The 19351-nt window shown below is 60.2% G+C and carries 18 protein-coding genes; 5 read left to right on the top strand and 13 right to left on the bottom strand.

Translation table 11 applies throughout. The annotated features are described in order from the left end of the window. Window positions 1-4: 4 nt before the first annotated feature. The 8 genes from ASD00_RS12070 to ASD00_RS12035 form a co-directional block, all read right to left on the bottom strand. Window positions 5-1711 (bottom strand): SMP-30/gluconolactonase/LRE family protein, encoded by a 1707-nt coding sequence (locus ASD00_RS12070; RefSeq protein ID WP_057206685.1) that lies wholly within the window; start codon window positions 1709-1711, stop codon window positions 5-7. Then, a complete protein-coding gene (locus ASD00_RS12065) occupies window positions 1690-2670 on the bottom strand; it encodes an NAD(P)-dependent oxidoreductase (RefSeq protein ID WP_057206683.1) in 981 nt (326 codons plus the stop codon). The genes ASD00_RS12070 and ASD00_RS12065 overlap by 22 nt, the downstream gene beginning before the upstream one ends. Beyond that, on the bottom strand, window positions 2667-3755 hold the full coding sequence (locus ASD00_RS12060; protein WP_057206681.1) for an ABC transporter ATP-binding protein: 1089 nt from the start codon (window positions 3753-3755) through the stop codon (window positions 2667-2669). The genes ASD00_RS12065 and ASD00_RS12060 overlap by 4 nt, the downstream gene beginning before the upstream one ends. A 1-nt stretch (window position 3756) precedes the next feature. Then, the gene (locus tag ASD00_RS12055; protein WP_057206679.1) at window positions 3757-4587 is read right to left on the bottom strand and encodes a carbohydrate ABC transporter permease; all 831 of its coding nucleotides are present in this window, start codon (window positions 4585-4587) and stop codon (window positions 3757-3759) included. A gap of 9 nt (window positions 4588-4596) precedes the next feature. Next, window positions 4597-5502, bottom strand: coding sequence for a sugar ABC transporter permease (locus ASD00_RS12050; RefSeq protein WP_025430908.1), 906 nt, complete (start codon window positions 5500-5502; stop codon window positions 4597-4599). 79 nt (window positions 5503-5581) lie between these two features. Then, complete coding sequence (locus ASD00_RS12045) at window positions 5582-6847, bottom strand: sugar ABC transporter substrate-binding protein (protein WP_057207301.1); 1266 nt, start codon at window positions 6845-6847, stop codon at window positions 5582-5584. A 26-nt stretch (window positions 6848-6873) separates the two neighbouring features. After that, complete coding sequence (locus tag ASD00_RS12040; protein ID WP_057206677.1) at window positions 6874-8043, bottom strand: mandelate racemase/muconate lactonizing enzyme family protein; 1170 nt, start codon at window positions 8041-8043, stop codon at window positions 6874-6876. Beyond that, a complete protein-coding gene (locus ASD00_RS12035) occupies window positions 8040-8960 on the bottom strand; it encodes a dihydrodipicolinate synthase family protein (protein WP_057206676.1) in 921 nt (306 codons plus the stop codon). Before ASD00_RS12035 ends, ASD00_RS12040 begins: the two co-directional genes overlap by 4 nt. A gap of 86 nt (window positions 8961-9046) precedes the next feature. Between ASD00_RS12035 and ASD00_RS12030 the strand changes: the two genes are divergently transcribed. Together ASD00_RS12030 and ASD00_RS12025 are read left to right on the top strand one after the other, a co-directional pair. Next, on the top strand, window positions 9047-9976 hold the full coding sequence (locus ASD00_RS12030) for a 2-dehydro-3-deoxygalactonokinase (RefSeq protein ID WP_057206674.1): 930 nt from the start codon (window positions 9047-9049) through the stop codon (window positions 9974-9976). Between the two features lie 12 nt (window positions 9977-9988). Then, window positions 9989-10858, top strand: coding sequence for an aldose 1-epimerase family protein (locus ASD00_RS12025; RefSeq protein WP_057206672.1), 870 nt, complete (start codon window positions 9989-9991; stop codon window positions 10856-10858). A gap of 245 nt (window positions 10859-11103) precedes the next feature. On the opposite strand, the gene ASD00_RS12020 is transcribed toward ASD00_RS12025, so the two are convergent. The 4 genes from ASD00_RS12020 to ASD00_RS12000 all read right to left on the bottom strand — a co-directional run bounded on the left by ASD00_RS12020 (window position 11104) and on the right by ASD00_RS12000 (window position 16060). Further along, window positions 11104-12402 (bottom strand): hypothetical protein, encoded by a 1299-nt coding sequence (locus tag ASD00_RS12020; RefSeq protein WP_156585539.1) that lies wholly within the window; start codon window positions 12400-12402, stop codon window positions 11104-11106. 453 nt (window positions 12403-12855) lie between these two features. Further along, complete coding sequence (locus ASD00_RS12015; protein ID WP_156408045.1) at window positions 12856-13785, bottom strand: hypothetical protein; 930 nt, start codon at window positions 13783-13785, stop codon at window positions 12856-12858. Further along, entirely contained in the window at window positions 13752-14783 is a 1032-nt protein-coding gene (locus ASD00_RS12010) for a DUF1254 domain-containing protein (protein WP_057206670.1), read from the bottom strand. Before ASD00_RS12010 ends, ASD00_RS12015 begins: the two co-directional genes overlap by 34 nt. Before the next feature lie 578 nt (window positions 14784-15361). Continuing rightward, window positions 15362-16060 carry a phosphatase PAP2 family protein gene (locus tag ASD00_RS12000; RefSeq protein WP_225906363.1) on the bottom strand — a complete coding sequence of 233 codons (699 nt, stop codon included), beginning with the start codon at window positions 16058-16060 and terminating at the stop codon, window positions 15362-15364. Between the two features lie 324 nt (window positions 16061-16384). Here ASD00_RS12000 and ASD00_RS11995 point away from each other — a divergent pair, with 324 nt between their 5' ends. Then, the gene (locus ASD00_RS11995) at window positions 16385-17074 is read left to right on the top strand and encodes a Crp/Fnr family transcriptional regulator (RefSeq protein WP_057206664.1); all 690 of its coding nucleotides are present in this window, start codon (window positions 16385-16387) and stop codon (window positions 17072-17074) included. Between the two features lie 757 nt (window positions 17075-17831). Here the strand turns inward: ASD00_RS11995 and ASD00_RS38625 are convergent. Further along, a complete protein-coding gene (locus tag ASD00_RS38625) occupies window positions 17832-18062 on the bottom strand; it encodes a helix-turn-helix transcriptional regulator (RefSeq protein ID WP_082523522.1) in 231 nt (76 codons plus the stop codon). 134 nt (window positions 18063-18196) lie between these two features. Between ASD00_RS38625 and ASD00_RS41615 the strand changes: the two genes are divergently transcribed. Continuing rightward, entirely contained in the window at window positions 18197-18919 is a 723-nt protein-coding gene (locus ASD00_RS41615) for a hypothetical protein (protein WP_244496036.1), read from the top strand. Then, the gene (locus ASD00_RS41610) at window positions 18920-19351 is read left to right on the top strand and encodes a hypothetical protein (protein ID WP_057206647.1); all 432 of its coding nucleotides are present in this window, start codon (window positions 18920-18922) and stop codon (window positions 19349-19351) included.

The following is a 19351-nucleotide window of genomic DNA, read 5'->3' as shown; positions in this document are numbered from 1 at the left end:
CCTTTCATCCACCAAAGAGGTTTGCGGGTAAGCCACGCACTCCAGGCGTACATGCGAAAATGCCCCCCGATAGCGGTGCTTCGGTGAGCGTCGAAGCGGGCAGACGCGTGCGGGCGCTCGTTATGAAAAGGGTTGCTAGATCGTCGCCGCCGAAGGCGACACTCGTCGGACGCGGCACTGGCAGGTCCACGACACGATCGATCTTGCCGTCGGGATGGTAGCGCACCACGCGCCATCCGTCCCAAATCGCGCACCAGACGCCGCCCTCAGCGTCGACCGTCAGGCCATCGGGCCGGCCTTCGGATTCCGGGATTCGGGCGAACACCCGGCGATTGCCGATGAGGCCTTCCCCAATGTCGAATTCATACGCGTAGATGATGCCCGGCACTGTATCGACGAAGTAGAAGATCCGGCCGTCGGAGCTCCATGCAAGCCCGTTTGCGACTGTCAATCCGGCCGCGGCCCGGTGAACCTCTCCGCTGCCGGAAATCCGGTAGAGGTTCCCGGTCGGCCGGCTGACATCGAGGCGCATGGAGCCGACCCAAAGCCGCCCGCGCGCGTCGGTCTTTGCGTCGTTCAGGCGGTTTTCCGGCATGCCGGGCTCGGGTTCGGCAAAGAGGGTGAAGGTGCCGCGGTCGAAATCCAGAAACTCCACTCCGTCCTGGGATGCAACGACGAGCCTTCCATCGATAGCAGGCAGCACGGCGCTGACAAGTTTGGAAACGTTGCAGGTCTCGTTCTTGCCGGTCACCGGGTCGAAGCGGTGGACGGCGGGATGAAGAATATCGACCCAGTACAGCCGCTTTTCCCGCTCGATCCAGACGGGTGCCTCGCCCAGCTGAGCGCCCCACGGCAGCACGCAGTGCACAAAACTGGATGTGGACGTCCGCTCTCGCGGCCGCGGGCCCGAACTGATCGCGACAGTTCCGGCCGTTCCGGTGATGCGGCGGGCGGAGGCGATGAGCTCCCGGCCCACCGGGTGAATTCCGGAACTGTCGAGGCGCGAGGCCGGGGCGAGGACGACGAGAGCACCGATGGGTACGCCGTCCCGCCCGGCAATCGGCGCAGCAACGGAATTCACACCGACCAGATGCTCCTCGTAAGAGACGGCATATCCCCGTGCCCGCGTCAGCACCAGATCCGCCTCGAGCGACTGCGCATCGGTTATCGTTTTCGGGGTGAAGCGGTCGTAGGACAGCTGCGCCATCAGGCTGCGTGCAAACGTCGGCTCCTGGAACGCCAGGAGTGCCTTGCCCGCCGCCGAGCAATGGATCGCAACCCTGCGCCCGACTTCGATCAGGACGCCAAGTCCGCCGCTCGACCGCTCCTCCAGATAGACGACGCGCGAACCATCGAGACGGCATAGCGCGACGGTTTCTCCCAGATCGATGGACAGCCGTTGGAGCTCAGGCAGAGCGGCGCTCAACAGGTCGAACTTGTCCCAGACGCGATGGGATAGTTCGAGAAAGCGGTTGCCCAGCAGATAGGCACCGCTTTCATCATCCTGGCGAACCAGGCGATAGACCATCAGGGTTTTGAGCATACGCGCCAGGGTCGGCTTCGGGACGCCGCTCTGCCTTTGCAGATCGGCAAACCGAAGCGGCTTCGTGGCTTCCGCGATGAGGTCGAGCAGGGCGAGGCCCTTGGCGAGCGCTGCAGCGCCCGCCGGTGCCCCGCGATCCTCCAGGCCTACGCTGGCATTTTCTTCCATGCTTCTACCGCCTCATCTAGCATCCGCATGATCGGCCATTGCGGCGCGAAGCCAAGCGTGTCGCATATATGCTGGTTGGAGGTGTGATACCACACACCGGGGCCGGGCAGGTCCACGGTGACGAGTGGCAAACCGGTCCTTTGCGCCATTACCGGTAGAACGTCAGCAAAGTCAACGGGATCGCTGGAGCCGAGGTTGAACGTGCCGCCCGGCGCCTTTTCATGCGTCAACGCTAGTAGAACGCCCTGGGCCATGTCGCGCGTGTCCGTGATGTGCATGCGGAAGGGGCGCCCGTTTTCGTTCCGAGACAGGATCAATGCGGGGCGGCCGGGGTCCGCTGCCCGCAGCACCTCGACCGCCGCCCTGTTGCCGAAACCTTCCTGCTGGCGGATCTTCGGCTGCAGGAAGAAGCGCGGGCCTGAAAAGAAACTCGTCGCATCCAGGAGTTCGGAGGCGTTCTGCGTGTGCGAGAAACGCAGGATCACGGTTTCCATGGACGAGACACGACCCTGAAACCGCACCAGTTCCTCGCCGAGCAGCTTGGTCAGCCCGTAGGGCGACAACGGGTTTGTGCCATTCGCCTCGGTTATCGGCTGGAACTCCGGCTTGTTTTCCGGATAAACCTCGCCGGAACTCGCGAAAACGAACCGGCCGACCTTTTCAGCCACTGCTGCTTCCAGCACAACCCGCGTGCCCTCCACGTTGGCGCGGAACAGCTTCTCCCGGTCATCCGGCAACCACGACATGAAGGCACCGAGGTGCAATACGGCGTCCATGTCCGAGCAAGCGCGGCGCGCCGCTTCTTCGTCGTCGAAGGCTCCGACCACTTCGTCAAAGCCGTCCTGCTCGATGCCGGCGGGTCGCAGATCGAACCCCCTGACGCGATGGCCGGCGGCCAGCAAATCCCGTATGACGAACGATCCGACTCTGCCCGCCGAGCCAGTTACAAGCACTTTCATCTGTCGATTGCCTTTTCAGTTTGTGCGTCAAAGAGGTGGATGTGAGAGGGGTCGAAAGACAGCGAGAGCTCTTCGCCCTCCCGGATCGTGCCGGAATAGGGAACGCGGGCGATCAACCCCTTGCCGCGCTCGTCCTCACGGCCCTGGTGGAAGGCGTACTGGCCTGGTTCGAAGTAGACGTATTTTTCGGATCCCAGGCTTTCGACGAGCACCGGCTTCACCTGGAAGGTGACGCCGCCCTGCCCCAGCGAGAGGTGCTCGGGACGAATGCCGACAATCACCTCCCCGTCAGCGACCCCCGGCCGAGCGGCGAAGGTCTGGCCGAACAGCTCGATGTGTCCGCCCGTGATGCGAGTTCGAAGGAAATTCATGCCCGGGGAGCCGATGAAACTGGCAACGAAGAGATTTATCGGCTTCTGAAACAGCGTATCCGGATCGGCGATCTGCTGGACGAGGCCGTCGCGCATGATGACCACCCGATCCGCCATCGTCATCGCTTCGATCTGGTCATGAGTGACGTAGACGGTGGTGACCCCAATGCGCTTGTGGAGCGCGCTGATTTCGGCGCGGGTGTGAACACGCAGCTTGGCATCGAGGTTCGACAGCGGTTCATCCATCAGAAAGGCGCGGGGTTCGCGCACAATGGCGCGCCCGAGCGCCACACGCTGCCGCTGGCCGCCCGACAGGGCTTTCGGCCGGCGATCAAGCAGATGGTCGACCGCCAGAATTCGGGCTGCCGCCTGCACGCGCTTGTCGATCTCGGTCTTTGCCATGCCGCGCATCTTGAGGCCGAAGCCGATGTTCTGTCCGACGGTCAGATGCGGATAGAGCGCGTAGTTCTGGAAGACCATGGCGATATCGCGGTCGCCCGGTGCGAGATCGGTGACATCCCTGTCGCCGATCAGGATCTTGCCTCCGCTTGCAGCCTCGAGCCCCGCGAGAATCTTGAGCATAGTCGACTTGCCGCAGCCGGACGGGCCGACCAACACAACGAATTCGCCGTCCGTGATCTCGAGCGAGAATTCTTTCAATACGTTGAGCGCGCCGTAGCTCTTGTGCACGCCTTGAATGCTTATTCCAGCCATTTCACTTCTCCGCGCCGGCGGTGAGCCCACCGACTAAGTAACGTTCGAGGAATAGGTAGATGACGACGATGGGCAGGGCCACAAACACGGCGGCGGCCGAGATTTCGTTCCAATCCGTGACGTATTCGCCCTTCATCGTGGTGATGCCGAGATTGGCCGTCCAGTTGCCCTGAGCGTTGGTCAGGAACGTCCGCGCGTAGGCGTAATCCGCCCAGGAAAGAACGAAGGCATAGAGTGCCGTCGCCGCCAGGCCCGGTGTTGCCACGGGAAGCACGACCCGGAACAACGCACCGAGCGGCGAGCAGCCGTCGACCATGGCGGCCTGCTCAAGTTCGCGCGGAATGGTGTCGAAATAGCCTTTCAGCATCCATGTGGTGAAGGGGATGATGAGCGTCGAATGTGCCAGAACCAGCGACCAAAGGCTGCCGATCAGCCCCATCGACCGGAAGATCCCGAACAGCGGTATCACAAGAAGCGTTGCAGGCAGCATCTTCGCCGTGAGGATGAACAAGCCGAGGGGCCGGCTGCCCTTCACGCTGAAGCGCGAAAGACTGTAGCCAGCAAAGACCGAGACGATCATCGATAGCGCTACGGAGCCGGCGGCCGCCAGCGTCGAGTTCATCAGCCACAAGAGGATCGGTCGCTCGGAGGCCACCTTGGCGAACGTGCTCCACTGCGGCTCGGCCGGCCAGAAAGACGGGGGCAACGACCGAATTTCGGAAAGCGTCGACAAGGCGGTGACGAAGAGCCAGTAGATCGGAAAAAGCAGAATCCCACAGACGGCGATTACACCGGCATAGAGAGCAAGGGATTGTAGCCCTGTGCGTTTCATGATGGCCCCCTAGTACATTGCTTGCGATTTGCGGCCGAGCATCAATAGGCTGACCACTACGCAAAGGATGAGCGTCACGATGCCGATGGCCGATGCGTAACCCATGTTGAAGAAGCCGAAGGCCTGGTCGTACGTCATGATCGACAGCGTCGTCGTGGACTTCAGGGGTCCGCCATCCGTGAGCACCTTGATGATGGAGAAATCGCGAAACACCCACAGCACGACCAGCACAAGCGTCACGCCCAGTACCGGCATGAGCACGGGGACGGTGATGTAGCGGAAGCGCTGGAAGGCGTTGGCTCCGTCGACCTTCGCGGCATTGTAGAAGTCGTCCGGTATAGACTGAAGACCGGCGAGCGTCATGATCGAGACGAACGGATAGCCCTTCCAGATCATCGTGACGGCGACGACCCAGAAGGCTGCTGTCGGATCAGAGAACCAGTTGATCATGCCGCTGGTCAGGCCGAGCTTGATGAGGAGCCAGTTCATCAGACCGAAGGAGGAATCGAAGATCCAGGAAAAGATGACGACCGCGATGACCTCGGGAACCGCCCAAGGCAAGGCGACGAAGAGCCTCGCAAGGCTGCGTCCCCTGAAGCGATTGTTGACCAGAAGGGCTGTTGCAAGCCCCACGGCAAAGCAGGCGACCGTCACCACGACAACGAGCTTGATCGTCACCCAGCAGGCTGTCCAGAACTCCGGCGATGTGAACAGCTTCTCGTAGTTCTGAAGAGTAAACGGCTTTCGCGGCGCGCTGAGCGTCGCCATCCCGACCTTCTGAAACGACAGATCCAGGGAGACGAACAGGGGATAGATGATAATCAGCGCGACCAGTGCGACGGCCGGCAGCAGTAGCAGATAGCCGAGATAATGCTGACGGCTGGGCCTTGCCAGGTCTAAGAAGCGTAGGCTCATGGCGTTGCTTTCAGGTTGGGAGCGCCAAGCGCCGTCGGGCGCCTGGACGTTCGTGTGTCTCTAGGGCGAGAGGCTCGCGCTAGTTGAGCGCTTCGGCCTTTTCCTGCATCGTCTTCGCAACGACAGCCGGATCGAGATCCTCGATGATCATCCGCTGCGCCTCTTCCTGGACCATCTTCGAAAACTCGTTGAACTGGACCTCGAGGCCCACAGGAATGCGATCGATCCGGTTCTTGGCAGCCGCCCGCTGCGATTCAAGCATGAGTTCGAAGTGTGGCAGCTTGGCTTTCGCCTCTGTCAGATCAGCATTCGGATCCGGCGGCGTCGAGGCGGCCATCGTCGCGAAACTCCCCTGGAATTTGTGCGACGTCGCTATGGCTATGAAGTCCCAGACCAGCTGCTTCTTCTCGTCCGGGATTTCGCTCGGCATCGCCAGGACGTTCGAGGAGCCGCCGAGAGGCGGATCGAAGGGCACACTGGCGAGCTTCAGTTTATCCTTCGCTGTCCCGTCCTGCATGATCTGATAGATCCAGGGGCCGTCGATCTTGAGGGCTATCTTGCCGTCCGCGAAGAGTTTGCGCACCTCGCCGGCGGAAAGGTCGCGCGGTGTCAGGTTTTCCGTCACGACCGTCTTCCAGCGCTTGAGGCCTTCGACCATCTCGGGCGTGTCGATCGTGACGTTGCCTTCGGCATCAGTGAAACGTGCGCCAGTATCGAAGAGGTAGCTCGCCATTTCCGCCAGGTACTGGCCGCTGCCGCCTCTCGTCTCGTGGCCGGTTCCGAACTGGTCGAGAATACCGTCGCCGTTGAGGTCCTTGGTGGTGGCGCGTGCAGCGGCGAGGAACTCTTCGTAGTTCTTCGGTACCGCCACGCCCGCTTGCTTGAGCATGTCTTCGTTGTATCCGAAGATAACGCCGTAATAGAGCATCATGACGCAGACGGTCGTGCCCTGGAACTGGCAGGTGTTCTGCCCGCTCCAGCCGTTCAGATCGAGTCCGGCCTTCTCGATCCAGGGGCCGAGATCCTCCAGCCAGCCGTTGTTCGCGAAGGTCTGGAACTCGAACGAGGCGAGATGGACGATGTCCGGCGGCGTTCCGCCGGCAAACAGGGTTGTCATCGTATCGGCATAGGCATTTCGCTCCACCTTCGTCCATTCGATGGTGTCACCCGGATGCTTCGCCTCCCATTCCTTGATGACCGTGCCCCACCAGTCCCCGATACCCCGTTCGTCTTTCTGCCAGGAGACGAACTTGAGCGTTTCAGCGCCGGCCGTCTGGGGCAGCGCAAATCCGGCCAGCAGGCCCGCAACGGTCGCCGCGGCGATCCGGTCCTTGATCCTCTTCATCATTCCTCCACTCCTCCGTTGTTCATTCACTGCTTCTTCAGAAGCGACAAAGCCTCTCGTGAGAGCTCCACCCCGAGGCCGGCTCCCGTCGGCAGGACGTATTCTCCCGCCACGCAATCCATGTCCGTTTCGAGCAGCCGGCGATTGGGCTCGAAGATCGAATGCTGAAATTCGTGACAATCCACCATTGCAAGCGCAGCACTCGCCTGAAGACTTGCCGCCAGGAAGATGCCGGCGCCGATGGTCGCATGCGGAATAACCTTGATGTGATGGGCCTGGGCGTATTGTCCGATGCGCATGAACTCGGTCACACCCTTGTGCCCCATCTCGGGCTGGACGATTGCCATCGCCCGGACAGCAACTCTCGGCACCATGTCATGGACCGTTCGCCATTCCTCGCCGACGGCGATGGCGCTTGCGACGGCATTTGCCACGCGCGCCAGACCATCGATGTCCTCCGTGCGAACCGGCGCCTCAGCAAACCAGAGGCCATGAGGTTCCATTGCCTTGATCAGCGCGATCGCCTCGCTGGCCGTATGCGTCCAGTGCATGTCGCAGGCGATACGCGCTGATGGCCCCAGCCGCGCTCTCAATGTCTCGATTTCGCGGGCGACGCCGTCGTCGGCCACCGGTGCTGCAAACTTGAAGGACGAAAACCCCTTCTCGCGCCAGTGAAGCGCCAGCTCGGCCCGCTTTTCGCGCGTGTCTTCCGGCAATCCGGAGACATATGCGTCGATGCGCTCGCGGCGCTGGCCGCCGAGCAGTTTGCAGAGCGGCAGTTGCGCGAGCTTGCCCGCCAGATCCCAAAGCGCGATGTCGACGGCCGCCAGCGCATCCAGGTAGAAGCCGCCGGTATAACCGCGCACCCGCATGAGGTCATAGAGGTCATCGTGAATTGCGGCAGCGTCGAAGACATCCCGGCCGATCGTGAAGTCTGCCAGGAGATCGTCGATAATCTCCATCGTCGCCTTCGGGGCGACGAGCCCGTAGGTTTCCCCCCAGCCGACTGCGCCATTCACGGTTTCGATGCGCACCAGGACGCTGCGATCGAAGACGGGATACACCGTCCTGTTGCCCTTGCGCACGAGATAGCCACGTGCGCTCGGCTCCTCTCCGCTGCGCGCCTTTCCAAGGTACGGGCGCTCGCGCGGAATGGTCAGCGTGAAGGTTTCGACAGACTTGACCCGATCGATCATGCGTTTTCTCCCTCGCCGGGACGTCCCAGCCCACATTCCGCATAGGATGCGTCGATGTCTCGAAGAGCAAGTGCGTCGATTTCAGGGGTCGGCGCGCGCACGATGCGGTTGTCGGCGACACCACGCAGCATCAGGATATGCTTGGTCAACCGCATACGGTAGACGGCCTGCAGAACAAGAAGCGGCAGCGAACGGATATAGAGGGCACGGGCTTCGCTTTTCCGGCCGTCGCGGAAAGCGCGATCGAGCGACACATGCAGGTCCGCGATTTCCAGAGCCGGCATGGCCGCACAGGCACCTCGCTCGTATTCGTCGAGAATGTAGCGGGCACCGCCCCCGCCGATGACCCCGCGCAGGTGTTCCGGCGCCTCGGCGAGGATGGCCGTGATTGCCGGACCCGCGGGCAGCGTCTCTTCCTTCACGTAACGCACCGACGGAACCGAGCGGACGACATGAACGACGGCTTCCGGCGAGAGGTCGGATCCGCGTGGCGCCGGGGCATTCTGAAGGATGATCTCAGCGTTCGGCACCTGGGCTGCGACCGCGCCGAGAAATGCCGCGACGGCCTCGGCACCCGCGCCAATCGACTTCGGCGGCTGGATCATCAGCAAATCGATGCCGAGGGCCGCCGCTTGGTGCGCATGGGCGACGACCTCCGCCACGGTGCCCCCGCTTGCGCCGGCGACGACGGGGATCCGGCCGGCGACCTCAGCCACCACGGCTGCCAGGAGGGCTACCCGCTCCTCTGCACTCAGCGCCTCGACCTCGCTTGCGAAGCCCGGAAAGACGACGCCGTCGACACCCCCCTCCAAGGCAAATCGTACAAGCCGACGCATCGCATCGAGATCGACGCCATCATCGGCGAAGGGTGTGGGCAGTACCGGCAATATTCCACTCAGTCGCATCTTTTGGTCCATATTGTGAGACTTATAATTTGCATTGTGGACCTTATGCGGAAATGTTAAGCGGTGTCAATCGGCAATGAAGTAGGAAGGAGTTTGCTGTGAGCGATCGGACATACCGGCACACGGTCGTCCTCGATTGGGGCACGACGGGATTTTCCGCCGCGCTGCTCGACGAGAGCGGCGGCGTTCGCGAGGTGAAGACGGGCGATTTGGGAATTCAATCGGTCCCGAATGGCGAGCATGAAAAGGTTCTGTCCGGTGAGCTGGCAGATTGGCGCGCGCGGTGCGGCGGACTGTCGATCATCGCGTCGGGAATGATCGGTAGTCGCAACGGATGGATCGAGATGCCCTATGTGCCGACACCGGCCAGCGCCGCGGACCTGGCTGCGGCCGCACGGACGATCGAACTGCCGCATGGCGACACACTCACCCTGCTGCCCGGCCTGACCGACCGCACGGCCCATCCCCATTCTGACGTCATGCGAGGCGAGGAGACGCAGCTGGTTGGTTTTGGACTGGAGCGCGACATCGTCGTCGTCCTGCCCGGCACACATACCAAATGGGCGGAGCTGCGCGGCGGCCAAATTCATCGGTTCCGCACCTTCGTCACGAGTGAGGTGTTCAACACGGTCGCCCACCATTCCTTTTTGATGAAAGCGGCAAAGGGAGAGGCGAGCGCGACCGGGCAGGCATTTCTTGATGGCGTGAAGCTCGCGATGGACGACAGCGGCAGGGCCGGCGGACTGCTGACCCGTCTGTTTTCATTGCGCACTGCCTGGCTTGCCGGGGAGCTGGAGCAGCAGGACATGCGCAGCCGCCTCTGGGGACTGGTCGTCGGCTGGGAATTCAGGGAAGCGCGCGAGCAGAACTGGTTTTCCCCCGGCGACCCGATCGCGGTCGTCGGTGATGACCATCTGGTCGATGTCTACGAGGTGGTTGTCGAAGCCTTCGGCGCCAGGCTCGTCTCTGCCGGCCGGGACATGGCCATCAAGGGCGCACAGGCAATCTTTCAACACGCGGCGTCTTGAGGAGTCGGATCAATGGATGACACCGTTACAATCACTTCTGGCGCCATGCGGGCGGAAATCGCGCTCCTCGGCGCGGAACTGCTGTCCTTACGTCTCGGCGGGCATGAGCTATTGTGGGAGGCAGACGCGGCCTCCTGGAGCGGCACGAGCCCGATCCTTTTCCCTGTCATCGGTCGCGTGAACGATGGGGTCGTTCGGATTGCCGGGAAGCCATATCACATGCCGCCGCACGGTTTCGCCAGACAGGCAAAGTTTACAATCGAGAAACGGGCGTCTGACCAGGTCGTCCTCGTGAGGGCGGAGAATGACGAGAGCCTGCGATCCTATCCATTCCGCTTCGTTCTGAAGGTCACTTATTTCCTGGCGGCTGGAGGTCTTCAGATCACGTTCGACGTGATCAACACGGGAGAAGATGCACTGCCATACGCAATCGGGTTCCACCCGGGTTTCCGGTGGCCCTTCGCGCAGGGTGACAAAGACGGCTACAGCCTGGCCCTGCCCACGAGGGAAAAGGTGTCTGGTTCTAGGCTGACCTCGGCCGGCTTGATGGACCCCGCTCGTTACGAGGTCCCCCTAGCAGACGGTCGCCTGGCGCTCACCGAAGAGCTTTTTTATGCTGGGGCCCTGTGCCTGCTCGATCTGGATTGCACATCGGCCTCCTATGTTTCGCCCGTTGGATCATCCATCGAACTTTCCTGGCAAAACTTCTCGCATCTGGCCCTCTGGGCCAAGACCGATGCGCCGTTTCTCTGCATCCAACCCTGGACTGGCTACAGCGACCCGCTCGGATTCGACAAGGACATGTTCGAGAAACCAGCGATGCATTTGCTGGAGCCCGCGGCACAACGGCAGCACGGCATCAGCGTCCAATTTTCATCGTGATCAAGCGGTCCCGAAAGGGCCTTTTGCAACGTCTCAGCGGGGAGGCAGTGACATGGCTGACCGTGCCCTGAATTTCATCGGGGTCGAACATGACGAGTTCGGCGCGATGAATCGGCTGCTGTCGTGACGGTGAAAAGACACTGGGTAGAAGAGATCGTCACAAACTGCATCAAGTTAACGAGGTGAGTGCGCACGGCAACCTTCGCTAGCGTTCATGCCCATAAACGTTCGATCCTCACCAGAACCTAGAGCAACAGCATTTTTTTCAGGATCGAAAGAACATCCTTCAGGGGCAACCGGGTCGCTCCCTCGATGGCGAATGGCAGGAGTGCCGCCGCACCGACCGGTAAAACCGCCTTACGGCTAAGAAGCACTGTCGAAAGCTTTTTCGCCAACTCGTGGTGCTTGGAGGGATCGGCGATGTCTTCCTTTCTCTCCGATCTCTCATCGCAGTGGGCAGCCACATTACGGCCAAGAACCTTGCGTTCGGCAAGCCGCTGATAATGGGTAGCTTGCACGGAGAGCGCGAGAATCGTGGCGGCCTTCAGGTCGGCAAGGGGTTTCCAGAAAGCAGAAAGTGAGTAGGCAAACAATGCAAGCACCAGCACCAGCCATACGGCCATGGTAGCGGTAAGGCTGGCCGCATTGAGGGTTTCCATATCGAAATGCCTGCCGAGGGTTACCGCCACAGGTGCGCTGACACCGAAAATATACATCATATAGGCATTGGGATATTCGGAGATGAAGGCGAGCCCGCCCTGTCCGTCGGGATGTGTTGCGACCAGCTTCAGTTCCAGCCTCGCCAGCTTCCTAAGCAATTGCGACCAGACGAAGTGACGCCACAGCCCACGCAGCATCAGGAACCAGAAAAGAGGCACGCTTACCGCCACGGACCACCAGCCCGCCAAGCTAATGGCACTACCGTTCGGCGCAAGCTCGACGGCCCAGGACGTCAACGGAGCATGATGGAGAAGTGCGCAGTAGAACAGTCCGCCAAAGACCGCCAACGCCACGCATATGATCTCGGCCAATCCGGAATCGCGCTGTTTGAGCGCCACAAGGACCGCCTCCGCGGCGCTCTGCATCGAAACGGGCGCAATGATCGGTGCTCTAAGGAAATGCTGGAGCTTGGTGCGTAGACCGTCTTCGACCTGTCGCTCGGCAAGAACGAACGTCCCGATAGCGACGAAAAAAGTGGCCCAAACGCCGAGATCTCGGAGATAAGCTCCTGCATCGCTGACTGACAGGCTACCGGGCAAAGCCAAAAAGAACGGAATTGCCCAAGCAATCGTGATGAAAAACACCGCACGGCGACCCGCGTTGAGCGCGAGTGTGTGCAGCAGCTTCAACCGACGTTGAAGCTCGTAGAAAGGTCCGCCATGCGACGCGAGGAAATCCCAGGGCGTCTGGTCGGCTTCGGAACCTGTAGCTTGAGAGGATTGCGGATCGTCCGCATAAATATCGCCACGGTTAGTAGCATCTGCGCGCGCGGGCGCTGCTTGTTCCACGTCTTTTGACGTTTTGTTTATCGACGCATGAGGCATAGGCTGTCGTACTCCCGATTTCCTTGCCGAGAGCCCGCTCGACATCAAATGATGGTATGAAGCCATCAGTTCTGCCGCAGGCCGGACTCAGCCCTTTTGCTTGGGCAAGGTCGTGTCATTGAATCTGCGGCCCGCCACAGCACCGAGACCGTTTCCACTGACGACCGCGAACCAGCGAAATCCGTGGCGGGGTTGGCTGGCAGACGTTTCGGCCTTGCACAGTTCCGGCGTCGCGTTCCGACGGGATCGAGACCGCGACTTCCGCGAAGGAGAGTTCCTGATTGCGCTCGCGTTTGAACAAGGTTGCCGGATCCCCGGACGGCTGATGCGTCGTCGGCAAAAGTATGTCGACCTGCGTTGTCTTTGGTGTTGATGCCGCCAGAGCGACGGGTTCCATCATCCCGACCGGATGACCGACATGCGTTCTCGCACGCAGACGTCGTTGCGTTGCGACTAGAAATGGAAAACCAACCCCAGCATCGGGCCTTTCTGCACAACGTCATAGTCAAAGCCGCCGGAGCTGTAATCGACACCCATCGCGCGATATCCAGCCACTGCCGAAATGCTATCCTTGATTTGGTAGCCGATGGCACCTGCGACATCCCAATCAAGATCGGCTTGCCCGGCGCCGACATTCCCCCAACCCGTGAGGTAGAATTGATCCGTGAGGAAATACGTTCCACGGAAACCTGCGACGGCGTCGAGCCAGGTAGCGCTGTCTTCGCGGCTTATGCCATCTAGGAGGCCGCCGCTGAAAGATACCTTGGTGCTCGCGTACCAGAGGCGCGCCCCGGCAATCACGTCCAGATGGTCCCGGCCATTCGTCAGCAGGCTGTAGCCGCCTCCAACCAGACCCGAAAACGTCTCGGACGTCACACTGATCTTGTTCGTCAAAACCCTGGCGGGGCTGTGGCCACTTACAGAAAGCTTTGTGTAGATTACGTCGCTGAAAACGCTGAAACGGTCATATCTACCCTCTGCCACGCCCATAAATGCGAAATCCAGATCCTTGAGTATATCGCCGAAGTCGGACTTCAAGCTCGCCGGCGGATGGCCAAACTGCCCGACGGTGCCGTCGATGCCAGCAGCCCAGAAATACGGGCTGGCATTTAACTGCCAGCCAGACGAGGTCTCGCTGCCGGCTTCGGGTTGGAATGGCAGAAACTGCTTATCCGCAGCCTTCGCCGAAAGCGAAAGCGTCAAAACCGATGCGAATGCAGTTGAGCATACTGAAAAAAACTTCATTTTCCCCTCGATAACGGCTTCCGTTTCAGAAAAGGCCGCGCAGCGAATGGCACTCCGGATACGCGTGCGGGCGAAATCCGATCCGCCCGCCCGCATGAGCCGTCTTACGGCAAGGGTTGTGGCTGCGGGAAACTCCATTCGCCGCTCAATATCTCGGCACGCGGCTGATAGAGCCTCACCGTATAATTCCAGCCAGGCACGGTCGGCAGGCAGTTGACGATGTTGCCGTCGCAGCCGCCGAACTGGATGGTGATCGAGCCATCGTCGCTCTTCTTTGCCGTCAGGTTGTTCAGCGAATAGGCGTTGTATGGGTTCTTCTCGAAGTAGCCCTCGGCGTTGTAGACGCTGACCGACCAGAAACTATCGACCGGAACGTCTCCAACCTTGAGCGTATAGACGGTAGCTCCATCGTTCTTGGGCGCGTCCCCGCTGAGGTAGGTCGCATCTTTGGCGGGATTTCCGCCCCAGCCGGTCGCGGTGCCGATCAGGTGCCGGATCGGATCGATGGCTTCCTTTGTGCCGAAGGCGTTGTTGTAGTCGGGGATCGTCGAACCGAGCACGAGCAGGGCTTCGCGCATCTTCGTCTGGCTTGCTTGATCCCAGTTCGGCACCTCGAAATTTCCGGCGCCTGCCAAGCTGACCTTGATCGCGTCCTGAAGCTCATGAACCTGGTCTACGTCCTTCGGATCGGCAGGATCGACCAGCGTGCGAATCGCGACAAACACGTAACGCGTGCCGACATTCTCCTTCGTCAGCGTATAGCTGCCGGCGCCGTAGAAGACCGACGGCACATAGTGGTCCTCGCTGACTACCTGCATCGACATGAAGCGCTGGCCCGCATCGGGTAGCGTGACCGTGACGGGGCCGGCGTCGAGATCGAAAACCGCCTCCGAATAGAGCGTGTCACGATTCATGCGGATGACGTTCTGGTTGTCGATGGAGACCGGTTCGCGGCTATGGACGAACTGGCCGAAGCCGCCGTCCTTCACCGTCTTGCCTATGTACAAGTCGGACTCGGCGCGGACGAAATTCTCGACGCCGACGGGGGTTGCGGTGGTGGAGGGGGTCTGTGCGTTCGCACTCCCAAGCGTCGCCACAGACGCGGCGACAACGCAGATTACAGGCAAATACGGCATAAAATCTCCTCGATAATGCAATAGGTTACTTAAATCCCTAGCTTTGGGATTTTCTGTCGGTTGGCTTTCCAGATCCCCGCCGCGCACTTTGCTGCATCCTCCGAAAATTCGGACGTCCGCCGGCGAGGGAATGTTTACCGGTGAAATAGGAGACGCGTGTACGTCCTGGTGATTGTGGCACTTCGCTTGCCGTCCGCATCGAAGTATCTGTCTTCGCGGCATAGCCGCTCTTTGACGTCGCGGAAGATGCCATTGGCGAAAGTGAACTCCGCTTGGTCGAAATCACCCTGTGAAAACCGTTTGATTGCAGCCTTCTTACCAAGGTGCTTTTGCGTCAACCGGCGCGAAACACCCGTATTGTCGGCGCACATGTAGCGGTCACAGAGCACGCCTTTCTCCGGTGAGCGTAGCCCGCCCGCAGAAGAGGGTTTCCAAACGCTGCAGCCAGGAGGAGGCAGGAGGCGCTTTCTCGCTCGCATGGGGGACCACCGTGTCGCGGTTGTTTGCTGAGGGCAGAGCCGGACGCTAGATCAACCGGCTCGTGGAATACTTGAAAATTGTACAGAAGCCCGAGAATATTATCGTGCCGACAGAGCGGCTTCTTCCGCAACGCAGCTTGATGCCTCGGCCGCCCCCGCAGTCTTCAATTCGTCGCGTGCCGCCGCGACATCCGAGAGGAACTCTGCATTGTTATGCAGTTTTGCGACCGTCGCCGCACCCATAATGCGTCCCGCATCGACGTCGCTCTGCCAATGTGCATCACAAATTACGCGGCTCTGGCCGAATTCTATGCCGCGTTTCATCAGGAAATCGGCGCGTTCCGGGCTGATTTCGCTCAACACCAGCGCCCAGGCCCAGCCAGCCGCGGTATGGCCTGAAGGATACGAGCCGTCGGTTCGCAGCAGCGGCTCCTGATCGGGATAGCAGGTGCCTTCGTTATGGACCACGAAAGGACGAGTGCGATTGTAGGTGTTCTTCACGCCATACGTCGACAGGCCTGCATCAGTCAGGACCTTCTGCATCAAGCGATATAGGTGAGGGGTCTTTTCTTCATCAATATCGACGCCCATTGCGCAGGAGAAGTTTTTCGCCGGCTGCGGGAATTGCAGATCAGCGTCTGCGCGCGCCAGATCCCAGCGCGGCGTACCGCGCAGAGGTATGGTTGCGGCTCTCAACTCTTCGTCACGCGCAAGCGTCGCAGTACCGTCGGCCGGCGGCGGGGCAAGCAGCACAAGGCTATCGGGCAGATCCTTTTGCTTGAGATAGCCCGAAGCCAACTGGAAATGTGGATCCGTAATCTCTGGCTTTGCGGCGGTTTCTGCCGCGGCCGGTTCTATGCCTTGGCCGGCAAGTGCGATGACCGAGCACAAGGCCAATTGATAGATCTTCGATAGCATGCAAGAGCTCCTGGATATGCGATCTCGAGACGACCACATACGCGTGGCCGAACAATTCGATGGGGATGTGGGCAGGCATCAGCCGTAAACACGTAGAGAAGCCGGCTTACCCCTGATCGTCGCGGCCTCTTTCTTCTCGCCATAAAGTTGATACAGAGCTTTTGAACGGCACATTGTGTCGAACCGCACAATCTGGAGAAGAAAATGGCGCGTATGTCACGGGCGCATGCGGAACGCATCATGTGCGAGGCTGGGTGGCTGGCTCAAATGCCTGAAGCCTTCAGGGTACGCTTGCTGCAAAATGCGCTACTTCTGAAATTTGACGCAGGTCAGGTCATATTCCGTCCGGGCGACCCGGCCGGGGGCATTTATGGTCTTGTTTCAGGGACTGTGACCGTGGACACCGCGCCTCTCGACTCAACGCCGCGCCTGATCCACATCGCCGTACCCGGCGGATGGACCGGCGAAGACAGCTTCATGACCGGCAAGCCAAGACGGATCGAGCTGTTCGCGCGGAGCGAAACCTGGGTGATGCACGTCCCGCTGGAGACGATGGAGCAGATGGCCGCATCTGACCCGAACAACATTCGGGCTTTCGGCGTTATTTCTATCTTGGCGGCGGATAAACTACTTAGAATCGTACATGATCTGCAGAAGAAGAGTGTCAGCTCAAGAATTGCGTCAGTTCTGCATCGCATGTCCTGGTCGACAGATGCTCCTATTTCCGTTTCCCAGGAAAATCTCGGTATCTTGACGAACACATCCCGCAAGCAAGTCAACAGCGCCATCCAACGTTTCGTCGAGGCCGGTTGGATTGAAACCGGTTATCGCTCAATAATCGTTACCAACCCGTCGGCTTTGCGGCGGCATGCTGAACAGGATGTGGCAGACTGATATGTTTCAGCGACCAGAGAGCCCTGTTGTAAAGAACGAAATGGGTGCGGAATGGGATCTTTTGTGTTCACGACTACGTCAATGCGCGCGAGTCCGCCTGGATGCTTCGCAGAGATCGTGCGATACGCGAGCTGCTGACATGATCCAGGCGACGCTGCTCAATGGGAGCAATCCGCCGCGCTAAATCACGAGAGCGGCACTTTGGGTTCGAGTGGTGGCGCTATTTACCCCGCGCATATCTGGCCGAAAAAGCTAGTCGGCTTCGAGCCACCAACAAGAATGAGCGTACGAAGCGCCAGCAGCGCAGCTGACAGAGCCCGTTCGCGCGCGGTTTGACCGGTTAAAAAGCCTCGTCTCGGAGGATCAGCATCGCGACGGCCAACGCCGGGATCCGGGAAGCCTAGGCCCGGCAAGCCGCTCCAATTGAAAAGCGCCCTGCCCTCACTTGCCCGACCTGACCACCGAAACCTCCGTATCGATCATACCCGTCTCTGGCGGCCGTTGGATCCTCATTGAGACGATGCAGGGCGCTTGCGTGGATGCCGCTTNAAAAAGCCTCGTCTCGGAGGATCAGCATCGCGACGGCCAACGCCGGGATCCGGGAAGCCTAGGCCCGGCAAGCCGCTCCAATTGAAAAGCGCCCTGCCCTCACTTGCCCGACCTGACCACCGAAACCTCCGTATCGATCATACCCGTCTCTGGCGGCCGTTGGATCCTCATTGAGACGATGCAGGGCGCTTGCGTGGATGCCGCTTGCTCAATCTCTTGGTTTGGAAAAGCGAACGCCGACGCCACCACCATTTTCTGGGATGAACTCGATGCCTGCATCTTCAAGCACATGTCTTATGCCGTCAACAGTGCCGCTTCGCAGCTGGTCACCTCTCTCCAAACGGCTAATTGTCTGGGTTGAAACATTTGCCGCGACAGCCAGTTCCCGCACTCCCCAGCCTAATGCAACGCGGGCAAGCCTGCACTGGATAGCGTTCATTTCACAACACGGTTGTGATTTAACTTGCTCATTTTCGTCACCGCTTGTACCCTTATAAGCTGTAATCGGCTGGCCTTGGTGTTCGTACCACCGAGGCCAGCCTAACCACAACCTAGCTAGCTGGAGCTCGGATCATGGCTGATTCTGAGAATAGCAGAACTTTGCCTGCAATCACCCGTAGAGAAGAAAATTTTGAGAACGGCGCGATCGAAAAGCTGCCGTACGTGATCGACCGCCGAAACCTTCTGCCGGTCGCGGCGCGCTTTCTGAGCGCCCGTATTGCCGATCCGAACGGCCCGCGAAGAGCGAGCGGTCCAACGCCTGTCCGCGAAATGTGGCCACGATGGTATGCCCGTCATAAGCAACTGTTGGAGGCGACGCGCTTCAGACAAAAGCTAGAAGCAGAAATGCTGGAGCAGGCCGGCGGTTTTCCGGTTGCCGAACTGCAGATTGTTGGAAGCGACCAGCCGGTGGTGGTGCACTCTTTCGCCGAGCTCAATCGCCTGGCTTACCAGGTGGATACCGACCAACTGTCTCGGGCAAGGACTGAACTTCGTCAGCGCCGGAAACAATGGAAAAAGGCCGACAAGCACCTGGGCTACAGCGACGCTGTTACCCTGGAACAAGAGCTCGCGCGACATCTCGGAATATTGGGCCGTGTCATGTGGATCACGAGGCCGTCCTGCCTGATCGAAATCACCGCGAAGTTCCATTGCCTGATCGTGACACACGATCCGGGCTTAAAGCTCGAAGAGGCACCCTGGCCAGAGCTGCGGACCATGCTGAGGGATCTTATGCGCATGGAAGAACGGGCCGGCGAGACACGGGCTTGTCGCTCGAGCCTGGAGGCAAGCTGAATGGACCTGGCCTATCCTGATCAATCAGCAAAGGTTCGAGACATTCTGGCCTTGGCGACGCAGTACCGAGACGCGGCCGTCACGCTCGGTGAGGGCGTGTCCAAGTCCGGCCACCCGCCGCGACGCCTTCTCGCTCTCCATTCCATTGAGCTCCATCTGAATGCTCTCCTGCTTGCCAAGGGCCTCGATCGCGACACCGTAAATGGCTTGCAGCTCGATCTTGGCGAGCGGACACGAAGAGCAGTAGACGCCGGCCTCGTTCTGCGCAGGCGCACGGCGGAGCACCTGGCCAGTCTCTCCTCAAACAGAGAGTATCTCGTCATCCGGTATCGACCAGACCTGACGGCCTCGATCTCACAGATGAGCCGGCTTATGGCGACCCTTGATGAACTCTCGCGCAAGGTCAGAAAGATGTTACGGGCTTCGTCGTGA

Source organism: Ensifer sp. Root31 (assembly GCF_001424825.1).
GTDB classification, from domain to species: domain Bacteria; phylum Pseudomonadota; class Alphaproteobacteria; order Rhizobiales; family Rhizobiaceae; genus Ensifer; species Ensifer canadensis.
The sequence above is the reverse complement of the archived record's forward strand: the minus strand, read 5'-3'. Positions and strand labels throughout refer to the sequence as shown.

Excerpts from the sequence above, each read along its gene's own strand:
- ASD00_RS12050 (WP_025430908.1), bottom strand. The coding sequence starts at position 5,502 with ATGAGCCTACGCTTCTTAGACCTGGCAAGGCCCAGCCGTCAGCATTAT.
- ASD00_RS12060 (WP_057206681.1), bottom strand. The coding sequence starts at position 3,755 with ATGGCTGGAATAAGCATTCAAGGCGTGCACAAGAGCTACGGCGCGCTC.
- ASD00_RS12070 (WP_057206685.1), bottom strand. The coding sequence starts at position 1,711 with ATGGAAGAAAATGCCAGCGTAGGCCTGGAGGATCGCGGGGCACCGGCG.
- ASD00_RS12020 (WP_156585539.1), bottom strand. The coding sequence starts at position 12,402 with ATGCCTCATGCGTCGATAAACAAAACGTCAAAAGACGTGGAACAAGCA.
- ASD00_RS12015 (WP_156408045.1), bottom strand. The coding sequence starts at position 13,785 with ATGGAGTTTCCCGCAGCCACAACCCTTGCCGTAAGACGGCTCATGCGG.
- ASD00_RS41610 (WP_057206647.1), top strand. The coding sequence starts at position 18,920 with ATGGACCTGGCCTATCCTGATCAATCAGCAAAGGTTCGAGACATTCTG.
- ASD00_RS12045 (WP_057207301.1), bottom strand. The coding sequence starts at position 6,847 with ATGAAGAGGATCAAGGACCGGATCGCCGCGGCGACCGTTGCGGGCCTG.
- ASD00_RS12035 (WP_057206676.1), bottom strand. The coding sequence starts at position 8,960 with ATGGACCAAAAGATGCGACTGAGTGGAATATTGCCGGTACTGCCCACA.
- ASD00_RS11995 (WP_057206664.1), top strand. The coding sequence starts at position 16,385 with ATGGCGCGTATGTCACGGGCGCATGCGGAACGCATCATGTGCGAGGCT.
- ASD00_RS12010 (WP_057206670.1), bottom strand. The coding sequence starts at position 14,783 with ATGCCGTATTTGCCTGTAATCTGCGTTGTCGCCGCGTCTGTGGCGACG.
- ASD00_RS41615 (WP_244496036.1), top strand. The coding sequence starts at position 18,197 with ATGGCTGATTCTGAGAATAGCAGAACTTTGCCTGCAATCACCCGTAGA.
- ASD00_RS12025 (WP_057206672.1), top strand. The coding sequence starts at position 9,989 with ATGGATGACACCGTTACAATCACTTCTGGCGCCATGCGGGCGGAAATC.
- ASD00_RS12040 (WP_057206677.1), bottom strand. The coding sequence starts at position 8,043 with ATGATCGATCGGGTCAAGTCTGTCGAAACCTTCACGCTGACCATTCCG.
- ASD00_RS12065 (WP_057206683.1), bottom strand. The coding sequence starts at position 2,670 with ATGAAAGTGCTTGTAACTGGCTCGGCGGGCAGAGTCGGATCGTTCGTC.
- ASD00_RS12055 (WP_057206679.1), bottom strand. The coding sequence starts at position 4,587 with ATGAAACGCACAGGGCTACAATCCCTTGCTCTCTATGCCGGTGTAATC.
- ASD00_RS38625 (WP_082523522.1), bottom strand. The coding sequence starts at position 18,062 with ATGAACGCTATCCAGTGCAGGCTTGCCCGCGTTGCATTAGGCTGGGGA.